Source organism: Parabacteroides gordonii MS-1 = DSM 23371 (assembly GCF_000969825.1).
Lineage (GTDB): Bacteria > Bacteroidota > Bacteroidia > Bacteroidales > Tannerellaceae > Parabacteroides > Parabacteroides gordonii.
Map to the genome: position 1 here is coordinate 1,902,076 of NZ_KQ033919.1, position 21,704 is coordinate 1,923,779.

The window sequence follows — 21,704 nt, forward strand, 5'->3', positions numbered from 1 at the left end:
GGGTTAATGAAATAAACTCAATCGGCACCGCCGCCCAATGCGTGATACAGATTGATGACTCCTTGTATCTCGTCATATTTATCCGATACTTCCGTTAGTTCGGCCTGCAACAGGGTTTGTTGAGCAGTCAGTACTTCCAGGTAGTTGGTATTGCCGTGGCGCATCAATAGTTGGGTGCTCCGTACGGTCGACTCCAATGATTTGATTCGTTGTTTGTCTATCTCCTGGCATTTCCTGGCAGTCTGCCACTGAACCAGGGCGTTGTTCACTTCAGAGCCGGCATCCAGCAACTTCTGGCGGAAGGCAAGGACGGCTTCTTCCTGTTGCGCCTTGGCTATTTTCAACTGGGCGATATTCTTTCCCTGGTTGAAAAGGGGCTGTGTCAGGGAGCCGACGGCATTCAGTAGCCACTGACCCGGGTTGACGATTGCTGCCCCCGAACTGTTTGTCCAGCCTGCCGAACCGCTTAGCGTAATCTTCGGATAAAAGGCGGAACGAGCCTCGTTGGTTGCATAGAAAGCGCTTGCCAGGTTATATTCAGCCTGCCGTATGTCCGGGCGTTTGCTGACTAACTGCAACGGGATGCCGACAGACATGTCGGCCGGGAAATCCTGGTTGGATATTTCTCCCCGTTCTATATCTCCGGGAACCATTCCTAATAAGGTAGAGAATGAGTTCTCGAGTTCGTGTATCTGCCTTTCCAATGTCAGGATAGAGGCTTCGGCTTCCAGCCTGTTTGCTTCGGCCTGGGTCACGGCTGCTTCGTCTGCTTGCCCGGCACGTTTCAGCGCGGATGTCATCCGGACGTTTTTCTGCCAGTTTTCAACTGTCTGCCGGGTAATGATAAGTTGTTTATCCAGCTTCAGCAGTGAATAATAGGTGTCGGCAATAGTCGCTATTAATTGTGTCTGGACAGCTTGCTGATAGGCTTTGCTTTGTTCCAGCAGGGCACGGGCGCTTTCTTTTGCATTCCGCTGGCTTCCGAAAATATCCAGTTCCCAACTGGCGGAAGCACCGAGGTTGTATGTTTTAGTTGCCTTGCTTCCATCAAAGCTGCTTAATGAACCTTCCGGGCTGAGAGATACGGAAGGAAGAAAAGCCAGTTTGGCGGATAACAGCGTGGCCTCGGCCTCTTCGACTTTCAGTTGGGCGGTCTGCAAATCGGTGTTCTGTTCCAGTCCCAGTTCAATCCATTTTACCAGTTGGGGGTCGGTGAACAACTCCCGCCAGGAGAGGGAGGCGAGTGAAGCGGTGTCTTCCCCTGTCGGGATGTCCCGGTAGAGGCTGTCGGTTGGTAATCCTTCCGGCCTTTGGTAGTGGGTGTATATGCCGCAACCGTTTAGTGCCGGGATTGCCAGTATTATTGTTATAATCAGTTCTTTTTTCATCTTTTCCTGTTTTTAAGCTGCTAAAATAGTCTTTGCCTTATAGCTTCCGCTTGGGCATTACGCGTTCTTCGATGTGCTGGAATACGATAAACAGTACGGGGACGACGAATAGCAGGGCTATCGTTCCGATAAGCATACCGCCTACCGTTCCCACTCCCAGTGAAATGTTTCCGTTTGCTCCGGCTCCGGTAGCGACAACCAAAGGCAATAAACCGATAATCATCGTCAGGGCTGTCATCAGGATAGGGCGCAGGCGGACTGTTGCGGCAGATAGTGCGGCAGCAGCAATCGACATTCCGGCCCGGCGACGTTCCGAAGCATACTCCGTCAGCAGGATAGCGGTCTTGGCCAGCAGTCCGATTAGCATAATCAGTCCGGTCTGCATATAAACGTTGTTCTCTATACCGAATATATTGGCGAAGACAAAGCTGCCGGCCAGTCCGAACGGTATGGAAAGCATTACGGCCAACGGAATGAACAGGCTCTCGTAGAGGGAACATAGAATAATGTATATGAACAGGATACAGATAACGAAGATGATTACGATAGAAGTTCCGGAAGAGGCTTCTTCACGTGAGATACCTCCTAATTCATACCCATAACCAGAAGGCAGCGTTTCTTTGGCAACCTCCGCTACCGCGTTGATTGCATCCCCGGAACTGTATCCCGTAGCTGCGGATGCATTTACGGAGATGGCATTGAACAGGTTGAAACGGCTCAGGATTTCCGGGCCATACGTTTTTGTCAGGGTAACGAATTGCCCGACAGGAGCCATATCGCCGTTCGATGTGCGTACGAACATATTATTTAAAGCCTCTGTGTCCAGCCGGTCTTCCGGTCTGGCCTGTATCATTACACGATAGATTTTGGAGAAACGGTTGATGTTGGACGCATAGTTTCCACCAACATAGCACGAAAGAACATCGAGTACGTCCGAGGGCGAAATATCGGCACGTTTACAACGGGCGGCATCCACTTCTACCAGGTATTGGGGGAAACGGGTGTCGAAGGTAGTCAGTGCACTTTGTATTTCCGGGCGTTCGTTTAATCCCTGGATAAATGCCCGGGTATGTTCGAACAGGGTTACTATGTCTTCCCCTTTACGGTCTTGCACATAGATTTCCAGTCCGTTGCTGGCTCCGTATCCCATAATCATCGGCGGGGCGAAAGCATATACTTGTGCGTTCTTTATATCGGCGGTTCTGCCGAATATCTGTCCGATAACGGCATCTTTGCTGTTCTCTTTCCCTTTGCGTTCACTCCACGGCTTTAACCGGACAATGAAGGTACCGCCGGCACTACTCTGTCCGCCTCCCATCAGGTTATAACCTCCGACTTTGGCGAAAAGCTGTATCTGAGGAATCGCTTCCAGGCGGTTTTCCACTTCGTCCAAAATGACTTTTGTCTCGGCCAGCGTACTTCCCGGAGAGGCTGTGACGGAAACGAATACGGTTCCGGTATCCTCATCAGGAATCAAACCCGTTTTAGTCGTTTTTAGCAGGACGAAAAGGGTGACGACTGCTATTACCAATGCGACACCGACCTTCCATTTCCGGCGGAAGAAATATTGTACGGCTCTTTTATATTTGCCTAGCACTCTGCCGAATGCCGTGTCGAAAGCAATGTGGAAGCGGGAAGAAAAGCTCAGTTTCTCCCCTTCCTGCGCTTCCATATGCGGAGTCATAATTAAGGCGCAGAGAGCCGGGCTTAAAGTCAGGGCGTTGATAGCCGATATGGCAACAGCCACCGCCATTGTCAATCCGAACTGCGTATAGAACGTTCCGGTCGTGCCTCCCATAAAACTGACAGGGATAAATACGGCCATAAAGACAAGGGTTGTCGTGATGATGGCTGCCGTAATTCCTCCCATAGCATCCACCGTGGCAAGGTAAGGCGATTTATATCCTTCATCAAACTTGGCCTGTACGGCTTCCACCACGACTATCGCATCGTCCACCACCGTACCAATGACGAGCACCAGTGCGAACAGCGTCAACAGGTTGATACTGAAGCCTGCCACATAAAGGAAAGCAAAAGTCCCGACCAGAGATACGATAATGGCAATCATAGGGATGAAAGTAGAACGTATACTCTGTAAAAAGACGTACACGACGATGATAACCAACAAGATAGCCTCGAGAAGCGTCTGCATCACATTGGCGATAGAGGCATCGAGGAAATCCTTTGTACTCATCATATCCGACAGAACCATTCCTTCGGGTAAATCGGCTTTGATTTCTTCGGCCAGCTTATCTATTTCGGTAATGATTTCATTTGCGTTCGAACCGGCTGTCTGCATCGTCATAAAGGTTGCTCCCGGATGTCCGGACACTTCGCTGCTGAAATTGTATGAAACGGCTCCGAGTTCGATGTCGGCCACCTCTTTCAGACGCAGGACATTCCCGTTCGAGAGTGCACGGATTACCAGGTCGCCGTATTCCTCACTTGTTTCGTACCGTCCGCGATACTTTAATGTATATTGGAAGGTGTTTTCGGAGTCCTCTCCGAGTGTCCCGGTAGGAGACTCGACATTTTGTTCTCCCAGCACGGTGATAATATCCGACGGGACAAGTCCGTATTGTGCCATTACATCCGGCTTTAACCAGATACGCATGGCATAATCGTTCCCCATCACCATTACTTCTCCTACGCCCGATACACGCTGAACGCGCGGCACGATATTAATCTTCAGATAATTACTTAAGAAATTCTGGTCGTATGAACCGTCCGGGCTGTAAAGGCTCATGATTTTCAGCTGGCTGCTTTGCCGCTTCTGTGCCGTCACACCGATCTTGGTTACTTCCGAGGGTAACGAGCCTTGTACCTTTGTCACCCTGTTCTGCACGTTGACGGTTGCCATATCCGGATCAGTCCCTTGTTTGAAATAAACGTTGATGGTGGCACTGCCGGTATTGGTGGCCGAGGAGGTCATATACATCATATTCTCCACCCCGTTGATACTCTCTTCCAGGGGGACGATGACACTCTTCTGAACCGTTTCTGCACTGGCTCCGGTATAGGTGGCCGATACCTGGACGGTGGGCGGGGCGATATCCGGATATTGTTCCATCGGCAGATTTGTAAGTCCGATGATTCCCAGCATAAGAATCAGTACGGAGATACATCCGGCCAGAATGGGGCGGTCTATAAATAATTTCGGTTTCATTGTTGTCCTCCTTCCTCTACGGTTATGCCGTCACGCAACAGTCCGGCGCCTTCGGCAATAATCACGTCGCCGGTATTCAGGCCGGACTCTACAACGTATTCTTTCCCGTCATTAATCGCGAAGACGGAAATCTGGGTCGATTTTGTTTTTCCATCCGTTACTTTATAAACAAATACCTTATCCTGCAACTCAAAAGTGGCTGCCTGGGGGATGACGATACAATCCTTCTTTTCATAGGGGAAAAGGATATTGCCGGCACCTCCGCTGCACAGAATATGTTGAGGATTAGGGAATACGGCTCTGACGGTCACGGCTCCTGTCTTGGTGTCGATGATTCCGCTGATGGCATCTACTTTTCCTTTTTCGGTATATTTGACACCGTCACTCAGTATAAGTTCCACTTCCGGCATCTCTTCCAATGTGTTTGCCAGCCTGCCGTTCTGGCGGGAGAGGGCCAGGATTTGTTTTTCCGTCATGGAGAAGTAGACATACATCTCGTCATTGTCGGAAACCGAAACCAGCGGGGTGGAGATAGAGGCACTGACCAGGGCTCCGACCCGGTAGGGTATCATTCCGGCCGTACCGTCCACCGGACTCTTGACTTCTGTATAAGACAAGTTGTTCTGGGCCGAGATTAATTCGGCACGTGCCTGTGCTAATGCGGCTTTCTGGGAGCGTAGTGTGTTGCGTGCCGTTTGCAGGTCGAAGTCTGACACGACCTCTTCCCGGTATAATTCCTGTTTGCTGTCTGCCGTCATCTGGGCGGTGGCAACAGCAGCTTCGGCACTTTCCACATTTGCCTTTGCGGTTTCCAGGGCTGCTTTATACGGTACCTGGTCTATTACAAACAAGGTCTGTCCCTTTTTAACATTAGCCCCTTCGGTGATGCATACCTGGGTAATCAGTCCTGATACCTGCGGGTAGAGACTCACATCCTGTCGTCCCTGAATACTTGCGGAATAGTTGGAATGCAAGGTTTTGTCTGTCGTGGAAACACGCATTGTCTTGTAATTGTTGTTCGCCGGCATAGCGGAACGTTCCTTACATGAGTTTCCAAAGAGTAAGATGCTTGCCAGCATCAAATAACCTAATACTTTTTTCTTTCTCATAACCAATACTTGTTGAAATGTTTCTTTGTTCGCTGCAAAGTTCGTGTGGTGAAGTGGAGACTCATTTGTTTTACAGGGAACAGTATTTGTCAGATTGGAAACAGGATAGATAAAAAAACAAAACGGTTTGTATAATCCGAACCGTCCTTTGTCAATATGGAAACACAGCTCATAAACGGGCAATGGAATAATAGCCTGACAACTGTGACGGAGCCGGGCAGATTTGCCTTGTCGATTTACATGGTTGCTTTAGAGACAAAAAGGGGGAGTTGGTCTATTTTGTTTTCTTATGGCAGGCAAACAAATTAGATTTGTAAAAAGATGATTGATTTTATTCACCTATATCGGTAACCTGTATTGTTCCGTTATGCTAAAAGAGAAAAGAGATGGACTTTTATGAATTTGTAAAACAGAACGAGCATTGTTATGCAATAGAAGAAGGATTTGCTTTGTGGAAGATGACTGCCGGTGAGAGTGATTCCAACCGGTTTGTGTTGAATGATGTGCATTCTATGATAATAGTCATGAAAGGGGAACTGAAGGTCAGAATCAGTGACAGGCAGCTTTTGCTTACTAAAAACTGTTTCGCGGATATTATCGGTAAGCGTCCCTGGGAAATGACTGCTGTTTCTGATGATATTACGGCCTATCAATTGTTCTTTACGGAATCTTTTCTTACGAATTTATTGAAGAATAGGCCTCCGTTTCCTATTACTTATGTGTTGAACAGGAAAAAACAGCCGGTATCTGTCCTGAATACTTCTACGTTGGATATTTTAACTCAGCGGATGGAATATATAGAGTCGGCTTTTCAGGATCGTACTCATTATTTTCAATCCGAGATGTTGAAGTATTCTCTTTGGATGCTTTTTCTGGATATATCGAATGTCCATTTGCATAAGGAAAAAGAGAATAATAGCAAGAGAATGGAGACGGAACGTAAAGATGTCCTGTTTAAACAGTTTATGAAATTGCTTTCCTGCCATATCGGCGAGGAGCGTACGGTTAATTACTATGCTTCAAAGCTCTGTATTACCCCTCAGTATCTGAATCGGGTGGTAAAGAGTATCTCCGGCCGTACCGTTTATGAATGGATTAGCACCTTGCTGCTTGGAGAGATTACTCAACAACTTGAGGCTGCGGATAATTCCATTCAGCAAATCGCAGACAGACTTAATTTCCCGGACCAGGCGACATTGACTAAGTTCTTCAAGCGGCATACCGGGACGACACCTACTGAGTACAAGAGAAATCGTTTGTATTTGTCGTGAGTTGTATTATATTTGTTGTGAGTATACTATAAACTAATGAATAAACTTATGGCAGGAATTGAGGATTTGAAGATATTATTGTCTTCTATGAAACCGGAATTAGATAGTAGGGAATTTGTATTCTGTACGTTTGATAATCCCCTCTCTATGGAGGCAATAACGAATTTAACCCCGATTGGTACTTTCCGGGAAAAAGAGGGACTGACATTAATTATAACAACAGATGATGCGTTATCGAACGGTATTCGTTTTGATACTGTCTATAAATTAATATCACTCACAGTTCATTCAAGTCTTAATGCCGTGGGATTAACCGCTGCCATAGCCACAAAACTAGCATCAAAAGATATCAGTGCTAATGTTGTTGCGGCTTATTATCACGACCATATATTTGTTCAGAAGGAGAAAGCCGGGCAGGCGATGGAGGCTATAATGGAATTACAAGCTGAATCCTGTTAAATTGGGGCTCGAAATTAGAAAGTTTTGAACCTGATAGCGACGAAGTAGCCCTGTAAGGGCGTGCAAAGCTAGCCCAAGGTTTTAAGCTTGGGTATAAGTAAGTTAAGTATATTTTAAGTCCTGTAAGGACGTTACAAGAAAATGCGCACCTCTTGTGTCGCCCTTACAGGGCTTAAAAGCAGATTAGTTGATTATCAATATCCAGGATTAAAACCCTGAGCCAATTTTGAGGTCAGGCTTACAGCCTTCAAGACAACGACACTACATTCAAAACTTGTCAAGAACTGAGCATTATGAATCCCCCTTTTTTCTTATCTTTGTTTAGGAAAAGGAGGTTCAGACGGAACGTAAAATCATACATATAGATATGGATGCATTCTATGCATCGGTCGAGCAACGGGATAATCCGGAGCTGCGCGGAAAGCCTTTGGCTGTCGGTTATTCGGAAGAACGCGGTGTGGTTGCCGCTGCCAGTTACGAAGCACGCAAGTTCGGTGTACGTTCTGCGATGTCGTCGCAGAAAGCCAAGAGGTTATGTCCGCATCTGATCTTCGTTCCCGGAAGGATGAGTGTCTACAAAGAGGTTTCTAACCGGATACACGAAATATTCCATGATTATACGGATATCATAGAACCTCTCTCCCTGGATGAAGCCTTTCTGGATGTCACCGTCAATAAGAAACAGATCCCGCTGGCCGTCGATATCGCCAAAGAGATCAAACAACGTATCCGCCAGGAGTTAAACCTGGTTGCCTCAGCCGGTATCTCCTACAATAAATTCCTTGCCAAAATAGCCTCTGACTACCGCAAGCCGGACGGCCTATGTACTATCCATCCCGACCAGGCACTCGATTTCATCGGCCGTTTACCGATCGAGTCTTTCTGGGGAGTCGGCCCTGTCACCGCCAAAAAGATGCATACGCTAGGCATCCACAACGGCGTTCAGTTGAGAGAATGTTCTCTGGATATGCTGACCCGCCAGTTCGGGAAAGCAGGTATCTTGTATTATGAGTGTGCCCGAGGGATAGACCTGCGCCCGGTCGAAGCTGTCCGTATCCGCAAATCCGTCGGTTGTGAGCATACGCTGGAGAAAGATATCTCCCGCCAGTCGTCCGTTATCATCGAGCTTTATCATGCGGCCACCGAACTGATCGGTCGTCTCCAGCGAACGGGTTTCAAAGGAAATACCCTGACATTAAAGATCAAATTCCACGATTTCACCCTCAAAACCAAAAGTATCACACAGCCCCGTGAACTGACCACCCTGAACGATATTCTTCCCCTCGCCAAACAATTGCTAAAGGAAGTCGATTACGCCACCCACCCCATCCGCCTGATCGGCCTTTCAGTTTCAAATCCCCAGGAAGAAAGGGATGAAGAGGAAAGAAAAGAGCGCTGGGAACAGTTAAGTTTGGAGTTCGGGGATTGGAAAGTTTCATATTAAAGCTATATTTGCACAAAATCTAAAAGAGATACTATTATATGCACAAGCGGTTCCTCTCCATATCCGGGCAAACCGATGACGAATTACTTATTCTTTTGCAAAAAGGAAATGAGAGGGCTTTTACTGCAATTTATGAACGCTATCACAAACTTCTCTTTGTGGTGGCATATAAGTACTTAAAAGACAATGACAGTGCTAAAGACGCTGTTCAGCAGATATTTCTGAAACTATGGGAGTCGCGCACACTCTTCAGTATAAGTATCAACCTGAGAAATTATCTGTATACTATGTTGAAAAATCATCTGCTAAATGAGATCCGAAATAATTACACGGCTCTGGAAAAGAATTATGAACTGGCACAGGAAGCGATCGAATATGAAAATGAAATATTATCGAAACTGGAAGAAAAAGAAATGACCGAGCAATTATACCGAGCCATCAACGATCTTCCGGAGCAAAAAAAGGCAGTCTGTCTGTACAAGTTAAGAGACAACTTATCAAATCTGGAAATTGCAGAGAAAATGCAGATATCCATACCAACTGTCAAAACCCATTACTCGCAGGCTATCAAGCTGCTTCGTGAGCATTTCGATAAATTGTTAATCCTGTTACTTTCCTCCCTTTTCCTCTGAAAAGAGAAAAAGAGTAACAAACACTCATACTATCAGCTCAGTTATGTGTCAATTAAGAAAACAAAAATAAAAATGAAAGCACCGGATAAACATATCATCGACAGAACTCTCAGTAATACGGCTACCCCGGAAGAAGCCCGTCAGGTAATTCGTTGGTTCTCCACTCCTGAAGGTGCAAACTATCTGTCTTCGTTAATGGATGAAGATATTGATACAATTCAGCCAGGTAATGAAGAACTATATGCAGAACGGACTATTCCTTCTGATGAAATGTATCAGTACATCATGAAAAGAATCCATCTGCAAAAAAGAAAACGAATGCTTTTCCGTGCAGCCGCCATTCTAATCCCTTTTATCTTCCTTCTCGGCCAGTTCTGGTATATAGATAAACGTATCGATCTTTTTGCCGACTCCGGTTATGAAGAAATATATGTACCCAAAGGCGAACGTATGCAACTGATCTTCCAGGACGGCTCCAGAGCCATGCTCAATGCCGAGACACGCATCAAATACCCGCGGAAATTCGGTTTCTCCGAACGCAAAGTCGAATTGGAGGGAGAAGCGTTTTTTGAAGTGTCTCCAAACAAAGATCGCCCATTTATTGTAGATCTGAAAGATGTCAGTGTAAAAGTATTAGGTACAACATTTGATGTAAAAGCATATATTACAGATCCGAATATTTTTGTTTCACTGGAAACTGGGAAAGTAGCACTAGCTAACAATACTCGTCCACTTGGTCATCTAAAACCGGGGGATAAAGCAACATATAATCGTAAAACAGGCTTATGTAAAATATCCAGACCCGAAAACATAGAACAGAACTCTGCCTGGAAACAGAATCAGATCATATTCAATAATACTCCTCTATCAGAAGTCATAGAAACTCTGTCACGCTGGTATAATGTAGAGTTCACTGTTGTGGATTCTTCTGCTCTATATTACAACTATACATTGACTTCGACCAATCAGGAACTTCAGATAATACTTAAAGATCTTGAGAAAATAACGCCGATACAATTTACAGAGGAAGAAGGAATTATTAAAATAAAGAGAAAAAAATAAGACATTTTACATTTCTGACTCATACTTTTTCTCTTATCATGTGTCTATTATACAAAGCACTGGTAAGACTCATTCTTATCAGAGGAAATCGAGATAAGACTATTTTGTTTAACCTTTTAAAATAAAGACTGTATGAACAACACAACCTAACAAGCTCAAAAAACAACCGGAAATGTCCCCACATTCCCGGTTATTCGCAGTACTGAAATTTAGTTCAATTTCTAATACATTAATTCATTTCAAAAGTATGAAAAAAAACTATTTGTGCCTCATATCTAGGTACCTTTTAATATTAATTGAGAAAATTCCGAATGCAATGAAACTGACATTCTTTTTTCTGGTTATTTCTTTGTTAACTTTCACAGTAAAGGCTTCTGCTCAAAAAGTGTCTATTTCCTTTAATAATGCAAAGGTAGAAAAAGTACTATCTTCCATTTCCAAGCAAACAGGACTTAGTATAGCATATAGCAAACAGATTGTAAATCTGGACAGAAAAGTTAGTATTAAAGTTGAAAATGCAGATGTTAATCTGGTATTGGAAAAACTTATAGCAGATACTAATTTAAATTATGAAATCAAAAACAACAAGATCTATCTTTTCGAGAAGGAATCGGACGGATCGACTCCCGTAACGACACAAAAGAAAAAAATAACCGGAGTTGTTACCGATTCCAACGGAGAGACGATTATTGGTGCTAACATCATCATTAAGGGAACAAACATCGGTACAACTACAAATATCGATGGTAAATTCTTTCTGGAAGTCTCCCCAAACGATCTGTTAGTGGTTTCTTACTTAGGTTATGAGTCTCAGACTATCTCTGTCAGCAACAAAACGAATTTTACAATTAAACTGTCTGAAGATCAATTAGCATTAGATGAAGTTATCGTTGTTGGATATGGTGTTCAACAGAAAGCGAATCTATCCGGAGCTGTAGCCCAATTAGATAGTAAAGAACTGAGCAATCGCCCAATCACAAACATCTCATCCGGCATTCAAGGATTAATGCCCGGTGTAACTGTTACGACATCGGAAGGACGTCCGGGACAAGATAACGGTTCAATCCGCATACGTGGTGTAGGGACATTAAATTCTTCAGACCCTTATGTTCTTATTGACGGAATAGAAAGTGGCTCTATGAACTCCATAGATCCGAATGACATTGAAAGCATCACTGTTTTAAAAGATGCTTCTTCTGCTGCAATTTACGGTTCCAAAGCATCGAACGGTGTTATATTGATCACTACTAAACGAGGAAAAACCGGTAAACCTCAAATATCTTATAATGGATATGTTGGGATCCAGAACCCTACCGCAATGATCGATCTTCTTTCTTCGGCTGATTATGCAACATTATACAACCAGGCATTAACGGCAGAAGGAAAAAACCCCCGTTTCGATGAAAAAGAAATACAGAAATTCAGAGACGGCTCAGATCCTTACAAATATCCTAACACGGACTGGCAAGATCTGGCATTCAGGACTGGGGTGCAACATCAGCACAATGTAAACGTTAGTGGAGGTACCGATAATATAAGATATCTGGCATCTGTAGGATATTTAAATCAATCAGGGATTCTGAGAAACTCCTCCAGAAACCAATTCAATGCACGGACAAATCTGGATATAAAACTTTCAGAAAAATTAAATGTCCGAATGAATATGGCTTATTTTAACAACACATATTCTGATCCAAATAGTTGTCTTATCCCTGGTAATTCGGATTTACTGATTCGTGAAGTGAACATTGTAGCTCCTTGGATCCCATACAAAAACGAAGATGGCAGTTATGGAACCGTTTCAGATGGAAACCCTATAGCATGGTTGGATATGGATCAAACAGTAGACAACAATATCCAGAATTTCTCCGGAACTGTAGCTGTAGATTATCAAATAATTGAGGGGCTTAAGACCTCTGTACAGGGAGCATATATTACAAATAACCAGCACTACAAATCGTTTGTAAAAGATATACAGTATAGCCCGATTAAATATCACGGTCCGAACGAATTAACAGAAACTGTTTATAACTGGAATCGCTCCAATCTGGATGTGCTATTGAATTATGATAAAAGACTCAACCTACATGGATTAAAAGTATTACTAGGTTATCATTTGGAGAAATATAATTATTATGAGAACACAATGTTCCGTAAAGGTTTTCCAAACAACGACCTTACAGATATGAATGCCGGTACAGCCTCTACACAAACCAATGGTGGTTTTACACGGGAGTTAGCCATGTTATCCTATTTTGGACGTATCAACTATGATTACGACAGTAAATACTTATTCGAAGCAAACATCAGAGCTGATGCTTCTTCCCGCTTCAGCCCGGATAATCGTTGGGGATATTTTCCTTCTCTATCAGCTGCCTGGCGCCTAAGCGAGGAAGATTTTATGGAAAACGCGAATGAATGGATGAACAACCTGAAAATAAGGGGTTCATGGGGATTTCTAGGAAATCAGGATGCACTAAATGATTATTATCCATGGATGAATACCTATTCTATTGGGGCAAATTACCCGTTCAATAACAATTTATCAACAGGATATTATCAGGAAAACTACAGACTTGCAAGTATATCCTGGGAAAAGGCACGTACATGGGGCATTGGTCTTGACATGACCTTAATGAATAAAATAAATTTCTCTATGGATTATTACGACCGCAAAACGACAGATATCATCATGGATGTTCCTGTTCCCTCTGAATTTGCACTAGGTGCATATAAAGATAATGTAGGAGCAATGGTTAACCGTGGTCTTGAAATTGCACTTGGATACAATAACAGATGGAAAGACTGGAGCCTGTCTGTCAACGGTAATTTTACGTATAACCGGAATGAAATCATGAATTTGGGAGGCGTACAACGTATGATCGACGGAAATGATATTAAACAAATAGGTTCACCGATTAATTCATACTATGCATACAAGGCTGTTGGATTTTTCCAGTCAGATGCAGAAGCACAAGCATATATGGATAAATACAAAGGGAAAGAGGGTTATCCGTTTACATCAGACTTCAAAGCTGGAGATATTATATACTCAGACACAAACGGAGACGGAAAAATGACCTCAGAAGATCGCGTTATTTGCGGTAGTAAAGACCCCAAATTCACCTATGGTTTAAATATTAATGCAGGATGGAGAGGGTTTGACCTTTCTGCCATATTTACAGGAGCTGCCGGAGTTTCCCGCTTCTTCAACACACAAATGTATGGTGAATTTTCCGGAGATACCACTCATCCGTCTACAGCATGGTTGGATGCCTGGTCTACAGAAAACCCTGATGGAAAAATGCCCCGGGTTGCAGTAAATTCACCCAGTAGCTCTATGAATACAGTCTCTACATTTTGGATACAAAATGCAAACTTCCTCAGAATGAAAAGTATTCAGCTAGGTTATACATTTCCATCTGAATGGATAAAACCATCAGGATTATCCAACTTGAGAATATATTATTCCGGTGAAAATCTTTTTACAATCGATAATTTAATGATCAATGTAGATCCAGAAGCTCCGGAGGGACGCGGATCACATTATCCACTGGTACAAACTCATTCTATCGGTGTTAATTTAACATTCTAAATTACATAACTATAAATTATACATCATGAAACATTTATTATCATATATATTAATCAGTTCTACCATTGTTGTATCTACTACATCCTGTTCTGATTTTCTCGATACTGCACCTTATGATGCATTATCTCCAGCTACTACCTGGAAAAGTGAAACTGATGCCAGAAGTTTTGCTGTCGGTTGTTACAATAAATGGCTTGACGGATACACAATTCTCTATCAGGACTGCGCTTCCGATATTGGTTACAATAATTTTCCCTGGGAAAAATGGACTGTACACGGAAATGGAAAGCTCAGTGCTTCCAATACTGGTGCCAGTTTCTACGATTTCACAACAATTCGTCGTTGTAATGATTTCCTGGAAAACATAGAAAATATATCATTTACTGACGATGCGGAAAAAAAAGACTTGATTTCCCAGATAAGAGCAATACGGGCCTATAAGTATTTTGAAATGAACTTCTGGTATGGCGGTGTTCCCATTATAGCATCCTATATTACTGCAGAAGAAGCAAAAGTTCCCCGCAATACGGAAGAAGAAGTAAAAAAATATATTTATGATGAATTGGATGCTTTGATCCCAGACCTGAAAGAAACACCATCTGAATCGGGGAGAGTGGCTAAAGCTACCGGCTTGGCGATCAAAATGAGATCTGCTCTCTACTGGGGAGATTATCAACGTGCTAAAGATGCTGCTCAGGCAATTATAGACATGAAAAAATATGATCTGCATCCTAACTATGCAGAGCTATTCACATTAAAAGGGAAAAGTTCGAATGAAATAATCTTGTCTGTGCAATATCTCGAAAACCTCCAAGGATTAGGAGTTATCGGACAAATGTATAACAACGCAGATGGAGGATGGTCGTCTATCGTTCCAACCCAGAATTTAGTAGATATGTATGAAATGAAGGATGGATCGACAAAAGAGGAATCAGATATATACGACCCTAAATATCCCTTCAAAGATAGAGATCCTAGAATGGAAATGACAATTTTGTTCCCTGGACAAATGTGGCAGGCGCAAGGAAAAGATGCTGTAGTTCTTAATACTTTAGACAAAGAAATTAATGGCATCAGCAATGACAATTATCCTGAAGGATTAGATAATGCATCTAAAACGGCTCTTTCATGGTCTAAGTATCTGGCACCAATGGATCAATATAGCAATATATGGGACACAGGTGCTTGCCCAATCGTATTCCGCTATGCGGAAGTTTTACTTTCCTTTGCTGAAGCAGAAAACGAACTGAATGGTCCATCTGATGATGTATATAAAGTACTGGACAAAATCCGTGCCCGAGTAAACATGCCGACTGTAAACCGGACTAAGTACGGAACTAAAGAAACACTTCGAGAACTGATCAGAAGAGAAAGAACAATAGAATTGGCAGGAGAAGGCCTTCGCAAAGCAGACATCCTCCGATGGAAAGATTCCTCAGGGAAAATGCTGGCTGAGAACTTGCTGAATAGTAATTTATACCGTATTACGGGAACAATAAATTACAATGAAACAGATCCATATAAGAAAGCCGTAATCGAGCCAGGAGTTTTATCTCTGATCGAAACCCGGAAATTCGCTCCTTACAATCGATATTTGCCTATTCCACAGTCAAGTATTGATAAGAATCCGAATCTTAAACAAAATACAGGTTATTAAAATGAAGATACAGTTAATTACAATCATGCTATTACTCTTATCCAATATCAATGGAAAAGAGCTTGACAATGTATTCCAACTAATACCTACACCTCAAAAAATAGAAGTAAAAGGAGGAAAGGCTTTACATTATGGAGAGTTAACTTATTTAATATCCACCCATAATAACAAGATTCCGGTGCTTCCCCCCATATTAGATGCTTTGCCGCAAACTGAAAAACCAGGTAAAGGTGTCCAATTAATAATTACGGAAGAGGGAGTTCCTTCTTCCATTGAAGGGTATGTATTAGATATTAGTTCAAAAGGTATTACTATAACATCCAAAGATAAAGCTGGAATTTTTTATGGTTGTCAGACATTAGAGCAGTTATTGGAAGATAGTCGGGATTTCAAACGCAGTATTCCAGAAATGATCATCACTGATTATCCAATCTTAGCTTACAGAGCCATTCACTTCGATACAAAACACCATCTAAATCGGATGGAGTATTATTACAAGGCGATGGATCGGTTGGCCAGATATAAGATCAATGCTGTAATTTGGGAACTGGAAGATAAACTCCGCTATATTCGCCGCCCAGAAATAGGAGCACCTAATGCTATCAGCAAAGAAGAAATGATAGCCCTTTGTCGTTATGCACGAGATAGAAATATTGATGTTTCACCTCTTGTTCAAGGTTTAGGCCATGCTTCTTATATTCTGAAACACCATTGGGAACTACGGGAAGATCCGGCAAGCGACAGAGACTTTTGTCCTGCAGATCCCAGAACGTATGAACTCCAATTTGATTTATATCAAGATGCCATCGAAGCAATGCCCTATGGAAAATATCTTCATATAGGAGGAGATGAAGTTCAGTCTATCGGTATTGATGAACGATGTAAAGCCACAGGAAAGACTCCTTTTGAATTACAAATGGATTGGTTGCAAAAAACATGTAGTTATGCGACAGAGCATGGACGCACTCCTATCTTTTGGGATGATATGCCTCTGAAGCACGCAGGTTTATGGGATATTCTCCAAAACGATACTCTTCAAGGGAAAGAATTGGATATTCAATGGAATACCCAGAAACTTGATGAAGCCATTAATCTATTTCCTAAAGATTGTATTTATATGCGTTGGAAATATGAACAAGCCGTGACTCCTATCCATCAGAAACTTCTAAATTGGTATAAAGATAAAGGCCTGAAAGTAATGGCTGCAACAGCCGCTGCTACCGGAAACAGTCTTTACCTTCCCAGAGAAATTGAAAGAACTGATTTCATAAAAGGGTTCTGTGGTATCACTGCAAAAAATAATTTGACAGGGATTCTGGCTACAACCTGGGATGACGGTTCGCCACATGCAGAAGCCGTATGGCGTGAGTTTATTGCTCTGGGAGAATATAGTTGGAACCCTACTGGCAAAGACAGGAAATCTTTCAGCCTGGCACATGGTCAAAGAGAGTTCGGCTTTTGTCCGGCTGATTCATTAACGGAATTTATAAATGATCTGAAAGCTTTAGCAGACTTTTTTGACGAAGCGCTGGTCACAAGTGGAAGAAGAAATCCGGCATGGGGTGTTACGCCTTTTACCTTATTAGATATGCCTGATCCTAATAATCCGGGAAAATGGAGTTTAAATAACGGCAAAAGGGTGGAAGATGCAACAACAGCAATCAAAAGATATGAAAAGATTGATTCTATCCTCAATCTCGGGGAAAAAGTTGCTTTAAGAAACAGATATACACTTCAAGTATACAGACAAACAGCCCATTTGTTCGCATTTTCTGCAAAAGTTATAATTGCTCTTCATAAATATGATTTAGCAAGTACTTCTGTACAAAAAGAGCTGGCTCTTTCCGAAATAAGCAATTTATGCAATTATTTCAATGTAATGAGAAGTCAATTTGAAAATGTTTATTCTGAAATACGCTTCCTATCCGTAGCAGACGGCTATATAGAGGAGGTTGATTCTAATAAACATCTTTCGGCAAGGACAAATAATAGTGACTGGATGTTTTACTTTGAAATTCCGATGGTAAAACAATTGAAAAAATGGATTTCTAATTTATAAAAATACAATTTAGAGAAAAGGAGGAAGTAAAGTCCTCCTTTTTTGTAAAAACGATTCCCTTTCTCATATAGCTCATACAAGCTTATAATCTACATTTTCACAAAAGACTTTTTCTCCACCATATCATCTTTCTATTTTCTTTATATTTACATCCGAAATAAATGATACCTAAAAAACACTATCTATATGAGAAAGATTTTAATTCCAGTCTGCGCACTGGCTTTATCTACCGCATGTTTCGGACAATCTAAAAAGAAAGCGCCGAATGTCCTGTTCATCCTTGTGGATGACATGCAGAGTACATGCATTCATGCTTATGGATGCGATCAGGTTTATTCACCCAACATCGACCGGATCGTCGATAACGGAGTATCATTCACCCGTACTTACACGAACGGTTCCCTGGGAGGTGCCCTGTCGATGCCGAGTCGGGCTATGATTATGACAGGACGAGGTGTTTATCAGGTCATTCAGGATGGTGCCCAGATACCGGAACAACATGTTACTATGCCGGAGTTATTCAGACAAAACGGATATACTACTTTTGCAACCGGGAAATGGCATTCCGACTATAAATCCTTTACCCGTTCATTCAGCACCGGCGAAAATATTTTCTTCGGAGGAATGCATACCTATGAGACAAACGGGCATGTATCTCCCCATCTGCATCACTATGATCCGAGCGGAAACTACAGTGAGAAACCCTTTATAGGAGAAAAGTTTTCTTCCGAAATGTTTGCAGATGCTGCCGTCGACTTCCTGAAAAGCCGTAAAAAAGAAAAAAATCCGTTCTTTGCCTTCGTATCCTTCACTTCCCCGCACGATCCCCGGATGCAACATCCCGATTATGCTCACGGATATAAAGCGGATACGCTAAACCTGCCTATAAACTTCCTGCCTCAGCATCCGTTCGATAACGGAGATATGAAAGTACGTGACGAAGTACTGACTCCTGTTCCCCGCACTAAGGAAGCGACTCAGAAAGAGCTAGCCGGTTATTACGGCATGATCAGTGAGGTTGATACGCAAATAGGCAGAGTCATACAAGCCTTGCGGGAAAGTGGGGAGCTGGACAATACGATCCTTGTCTTTGCATCCGACAACGGCCTGGCAGTCGGCCAGCATGGTCTTCTGGGTAAACAAAATTTATACGATCATAGCGTACGCGTACCTCTTGTTATTTCTGCTCCCGGTATGGATAAGAAAAAAGGGACAAAACGAGATGCCAATTGTTATCTATACGACATCTACCCGACTCTGTGCGACCTGACCGGTATCCGTCCGGCTCCTTCCGTAACAGGAAAATCCTTACTTCCTGTCCTGAAAGGTGCCGACAAACACAGAGACTGCCTGTTCCTTGCCTACAATAGCATCCAACGCGGCCTGGTAAAGGACGGCTGGAAATATATCGTCTATAATGTCGGTGGCTTCAGAACGGAGCAACTATTCGATCTGAAAAATGATCCCTGGGAGATGGTCAACCATGCACAGGAACCGGCTTACGCTTTCAAACTTTCTGCTTATAAGAACCTCTTAAAAGAAGAAATGAAACGAAATAATGACTTCTGCAACCTGGATGATTTCTATTGGTGGGGGAATGGAGAAATGCTTCCTTGGAATAATGCAATGAAACTTTATACGGATCCAAATAAATAAACAAAAAAACCAGACACGAGGCTCTATGTTCCCGTGTCTGGTTTTTTTACATATTCTAATGCTTCACTTTACAATCTTAATATACCGCAACAATGCCTCTTTTTCAGCCTCGGCAACTAACATGTAAAAAGCATCCGGTTCTTGCTCTGTATGCGATTTCTCCAGAGCTTTATAATATTGTAACTTCTTTTCATTATCCCCTTTCAAGGTAACAATAATATAACCATGCTGCAAAAGGTAAAGGTTCATCAAAAGACGGCATGTACGTCCGTTCCCATCGATAAACGGATGAATCCGTACAAGTTCATCATGCAGGTAAGCTGCAATTATTACCGGATGAACTTTGTTTTCCTCCATTTGCTTGAACTTCAATATAAAGTCCTCCATCAGATTTTCAATCAAATAAGGTTGAGGTGGCATGTGCATACTACCGGAAATCATCACAGGAACAGTACGATATCGACCAGCATTCTCCCGGTTGATTCCATGCAAAACAATAGCATGTATATCTTTAATCGTTCGTTCACTGATATCTATATCCTGCCGGGCAACATCTTTAATAAAATCAATGGCCTGCGCATGGTTGATAGCTTCTAAATGCTCACGCATAGACTTACCGGATATAGTTATACCCTCATTTACAACCAAAGCTGTTTCCTGCAATGTAAGTGTATTTCCTTCAATCCGGTTACTCTCATAGGTATACTCCATATCAAGAGCATCCTCAATCTTCTTAAGAGCTTCCGAAGGCAATGGACGTAATATCGACAATTCCGCTTTAAGAATGTCTATTTCCTGCAATATGGTATTCACATTCTCGTTCATAACTATCTTACTTTGATGTTGATGATACCCAAACACTAAAAAACAAAAAATCGCTTAAACGTTTTATTTTCAACATTTAAGCGATTCATATATGTGGTCCCACTTGGGCTTGAACCAAGGACTCCCTGATTATGAGTCAGGTGCTCTAACCAACTGAGCTATAGGACCGGTATTTCAGAGGGTTACTCTGAAATCGGGTGCAATATTACGACTTTTAATCGGATTTTGCAAGTATTCTTGTAAAAACTTTACTTTTCAGCAGTTTCCTCACCACCAAACTCCATCAGATAAGCCTTGATAAATTCGTCGATCTTACCATCCATTACACCATTTACATCAGAGGTCTGATAGTTGGTACGGTGGTCTTTCACACGACGGTCGTCAAAGACATAACTACGGATCTGCGATCCCCACTCGATCTTCTTCTTACCGGCTTCGATCTTGGCCTGCTCAGCCATACGATGTTTCAATTCCTTATCATACAGGATAGAACGCAACTGACGCATGGCGTTCTCACGGTTCTTAGGCTGGTCGCGCGTTTCCGTATTCTCGATCAAGATCTCTTCCTCCTCACCGGTATAAGGATCTTTAAACTGGTAACGCAGACGAACACCGGATTCCACCTTGTTCACATTCTGTCCACCGGCACCTCCTGAGCGGAACGTATCCCACGAAATAGCTGCCGTTTCAATCTTAACCTCGATCGTATCATCTACCAACGGAGTAACAAAGACCGAAGCGAAAGAGGTCATTCGTTTTCCCTGTGCATTATAAGGAGATACACGAACCAGACGATGTACGCCGTTCTCGCTTTTCAGATAACCGAATGCATAATCACCTTCCACATTGATCGTGACTGTTTTGATACCGGCCTCATCCCCTTCCTGCAAGTTGGCGATAGATACTTTATAATTGTTGGATTCCGCATAACGCAGATACATACGCATAAGCATGGAAGCCCAGTCCTGGCTTTCAGTACCACCGGCACCGGAGTTGATCTTAAGGACACAACTCATCTGGTCGGCTTCATCACGAAGCATATTCCGGAATTCCAGGTTCTCTACCAGTTCCAACGCTTTGCCATAAGCGGCATCGACTTCAGCTTCGGTGATAATTTCTTCCTTTACATATTCATAAGATAACTGCAACTCCTCTGCCGCATCATGAACCTCATTGTAAAGTTCAATCCACTTTTTCAGCTCCCTTACTTTTTTCATCTGAGCTTCCGCCCGTTTGGCATCTTCCCAGAAACCGGGATCCTGTGTACGCAGTTCTTCTTCTTCTAACTGGATGGCCTTACCATCTATGTCAAAGATACCCCCTCAGCGCGAGCTCGCGCTCCAACACATTCTGTAGTTGGTCTGATGTTATCATACTCTTG

The 21,704-nt window shown here is 42.8% G+C and carries 13 protein-coding genes, 1 tRNA gene and 1 pseudogene; 9 read left to right on the forward strand and 6 right to left on the reverse strand.

Translation table 11 applies throughout. The features are described 5' to 3' along the window. Window positions 1-17: 17 nt before the first annotated feature. From HMPREF1536_RS07585 to HMPREF1536_RS07595, 3 genes are read right to left on the reverse strand one after another with little or no spacing between them, the layout of a single operon-like run. Complete coding sequence (locus HMPREF1536_RS07585; RefSeq protein WP_028726439.1) at window positions 18-1,388, reverse strand: efflux transporter outer membrane subunit; 1,371 nt, start codon at window positions 1,386-1,388, stop codon at window positions 18-20. A gap of 37 nt (window positions 1,389-1,425) precedes the next feature. Continuing rightward, window positions 1,426-4,554, reverse strand: a complete 3,129-nt coding sequence (locus tag HMPREF1536_RS07590) for an efflux RND transporter permease subunit (RefSeq protein WP_028726440.1) — start codon at window positions 4,552-4,554, stop codon at window positions 1,426-1,428. Continuing rightward, window positions 4,551-5,663, reverse strand: a complete 1,113-nt coding sequence (locus HMPREF1536_RS07595; RefSeq protein ID WP_028726441.1) for an efflux RND transporter periplasmic adaptor subunit — start codon at window positions 5,661-5,663, stop codon at window positions 4,551-4,553. Before HMPREF1536_RS07595 ends, HMPREF1536_RS07590 begins: the two co-directional genes overlap by 4 nt. A gap of 386 nt (window positions 5,664-6,049) precedes the next feature. Between HMPREF1536_RS07595 and HMPREF1536_RS26565 the strand changes: the two genes are divergently transcribed. The 9 genes and pseudogenes from HMPREF1536_RS26565 to HMPREF1536_RS07640 all read left to right on the forward strand — a co-directional run bounded on the left by HMPREF1536_RS26565 (window position 6,050) and on the right by HMPREF1536_RS07640 (window position 19,498). Further along, window positions 6,050-6,934, forward strand: coding sequence for a helix-turn-helix domain-containing protein (locus HMPREF1536_RS26565; protein ID WP_028726442.1), 885 nt, complete (start codon window positions 6,050-6,052; stop codon window positions 6,932-6,934). 48 nt (window positions 6,935-6,982) lie between these two features. Continuing rightward, window positions 6,983-7,393: an ACT domain-containing protein gene (locus tag HMPREF1536_RS07605; protein ID WP_028726443.1), complete on the forward strand. Its 411-nt coding sequence runs from the start codon at window positions 6,983-6,985 to the stop codon at window positions 7,391-7,393. A 343-nt stretch (window positions 7,394-7,736) separates the two neighbouring features. After that, a pseudogene (gene dinB / locus HMPREF1536_RS07610) lies at window positions 7,737-8,837 on the forward strand (DNA polymerase IV); the annotation flags it as partial. A gap of 38 nt (window positions 8,838-8,875) precedes the next feature. After that, entirely contained in the window at window positions 8,876-9,469 is a 594-nt protein-coding gene (locus tag HMPREF1536_RS07615; protein ID WP_044191423.1) for an RNA polymerase sigma factor, read from the forward strand. 72 nt (window positions 9,470-9,541) lie between these two features. Continuing rightward, window positions 9,542-10,531: a FecR family protein gene (locus HMPREF1536_RS07620; protein WP_028726446.1), complete on the forward strand. Its 990-nt coding sequence runs from the start codon at window positions 9,542-9,544 to the stop codon at window positions 10,529-10,531. A gap of 247 nt (window positions 10,532-10,778) precedes the next feature. Next, window positions 10,779-14,126 (forward strand): TonB-dependent receptor, encoded by a 3,348-nt coding sequence (locus HMPREF1536_RS07625; protein WP_028726447.1) that lies wholly within the window; start codon window positions 10,779-10,781, stop codon window positions 14,124-14,126. Window positions 14,127-14,151: 25 nt separating this feature from the next. Beyond that, window positions 14,152-15,783: a RagB/SusD family nutrient uptake outer membrane protein gene (locus HMPREF1536_RS07630; RefSeq protein ID WP_028726448.1), complete on the forward strand. Its 1,632-nt coding sequence runs from the start codon at window positions 14,152-14,154 to the stop codon at window positions 15,781-15,783. Between the two features lies 1 nt (window position 15,784). Next, complete coding sequence (locus tag HMPREF1536_RS07635) at window positions 15,785-17,842, forward strand: glycoside hydrolase family 20 zincin-like fold domain-containing protein (RefSeq protein ID WP_028726449.1); 2,058 nt, start codon at window positions 15,785-15,787, stop codon at window positions 17,840-17,842. A 186-nt stretch (window positions 17,843-18,028) separates the two neighbouring features. After that, window positions 18,029-19,498, forward strand: coding sequence for a sulfatase family protein (locus HMPREF1536_RS07640; protein ID WP_028726450.1), 1,470 nt, complete (start codon window positions 18,029-18,031; stop codon window positions 19,496-19,498). A gap of 63 nt (window positions 19,499-19,561) precedes the next feature. On the opposite strand, the gene HMPREF1536_RS07645 is transcribed toward HMPREF1536_RS07640, so the two are convergent. The 3 genes from HMPREF1536_RS07645 to prfB form a co-directional block, all read right to left on the reverse strand. After that, window positions 19,562-20,323, reverse strand: coding sequence for a Fic family protein (locus HMPREF1536_RS07645; protein WP_028726451.1), 762 nt, complete (start codon window positions 20,321-20,323; stop codon window positions 19,562-19,564). Between the two features lie 94 nt (window positions 20,324-20,417). Continuing rightward, window positions 20,418-20,491, reverse strand: a tRNA-Ile gene (locus tag HMPREF1536_RS07650). Between the two features lie 80 nt (window positions 20,492-20,571). Next, a protein-coding gene (gene prfB / locus HMPREF1536_RS07655) for a peptide chain release factor 2 (RefSeq protein WP_122146548.1) occupies window positions 20,572-21,697 on the reverse strand; the annotation gives its coding sequence in 2 pieces (ribosomal slippage) (window positions 20,572-21,633 and window positions 21,635-21,697; 1,125 coding nt in all). Window positions 21,698-21,704 lie beyond the last annotated feature (7 nt).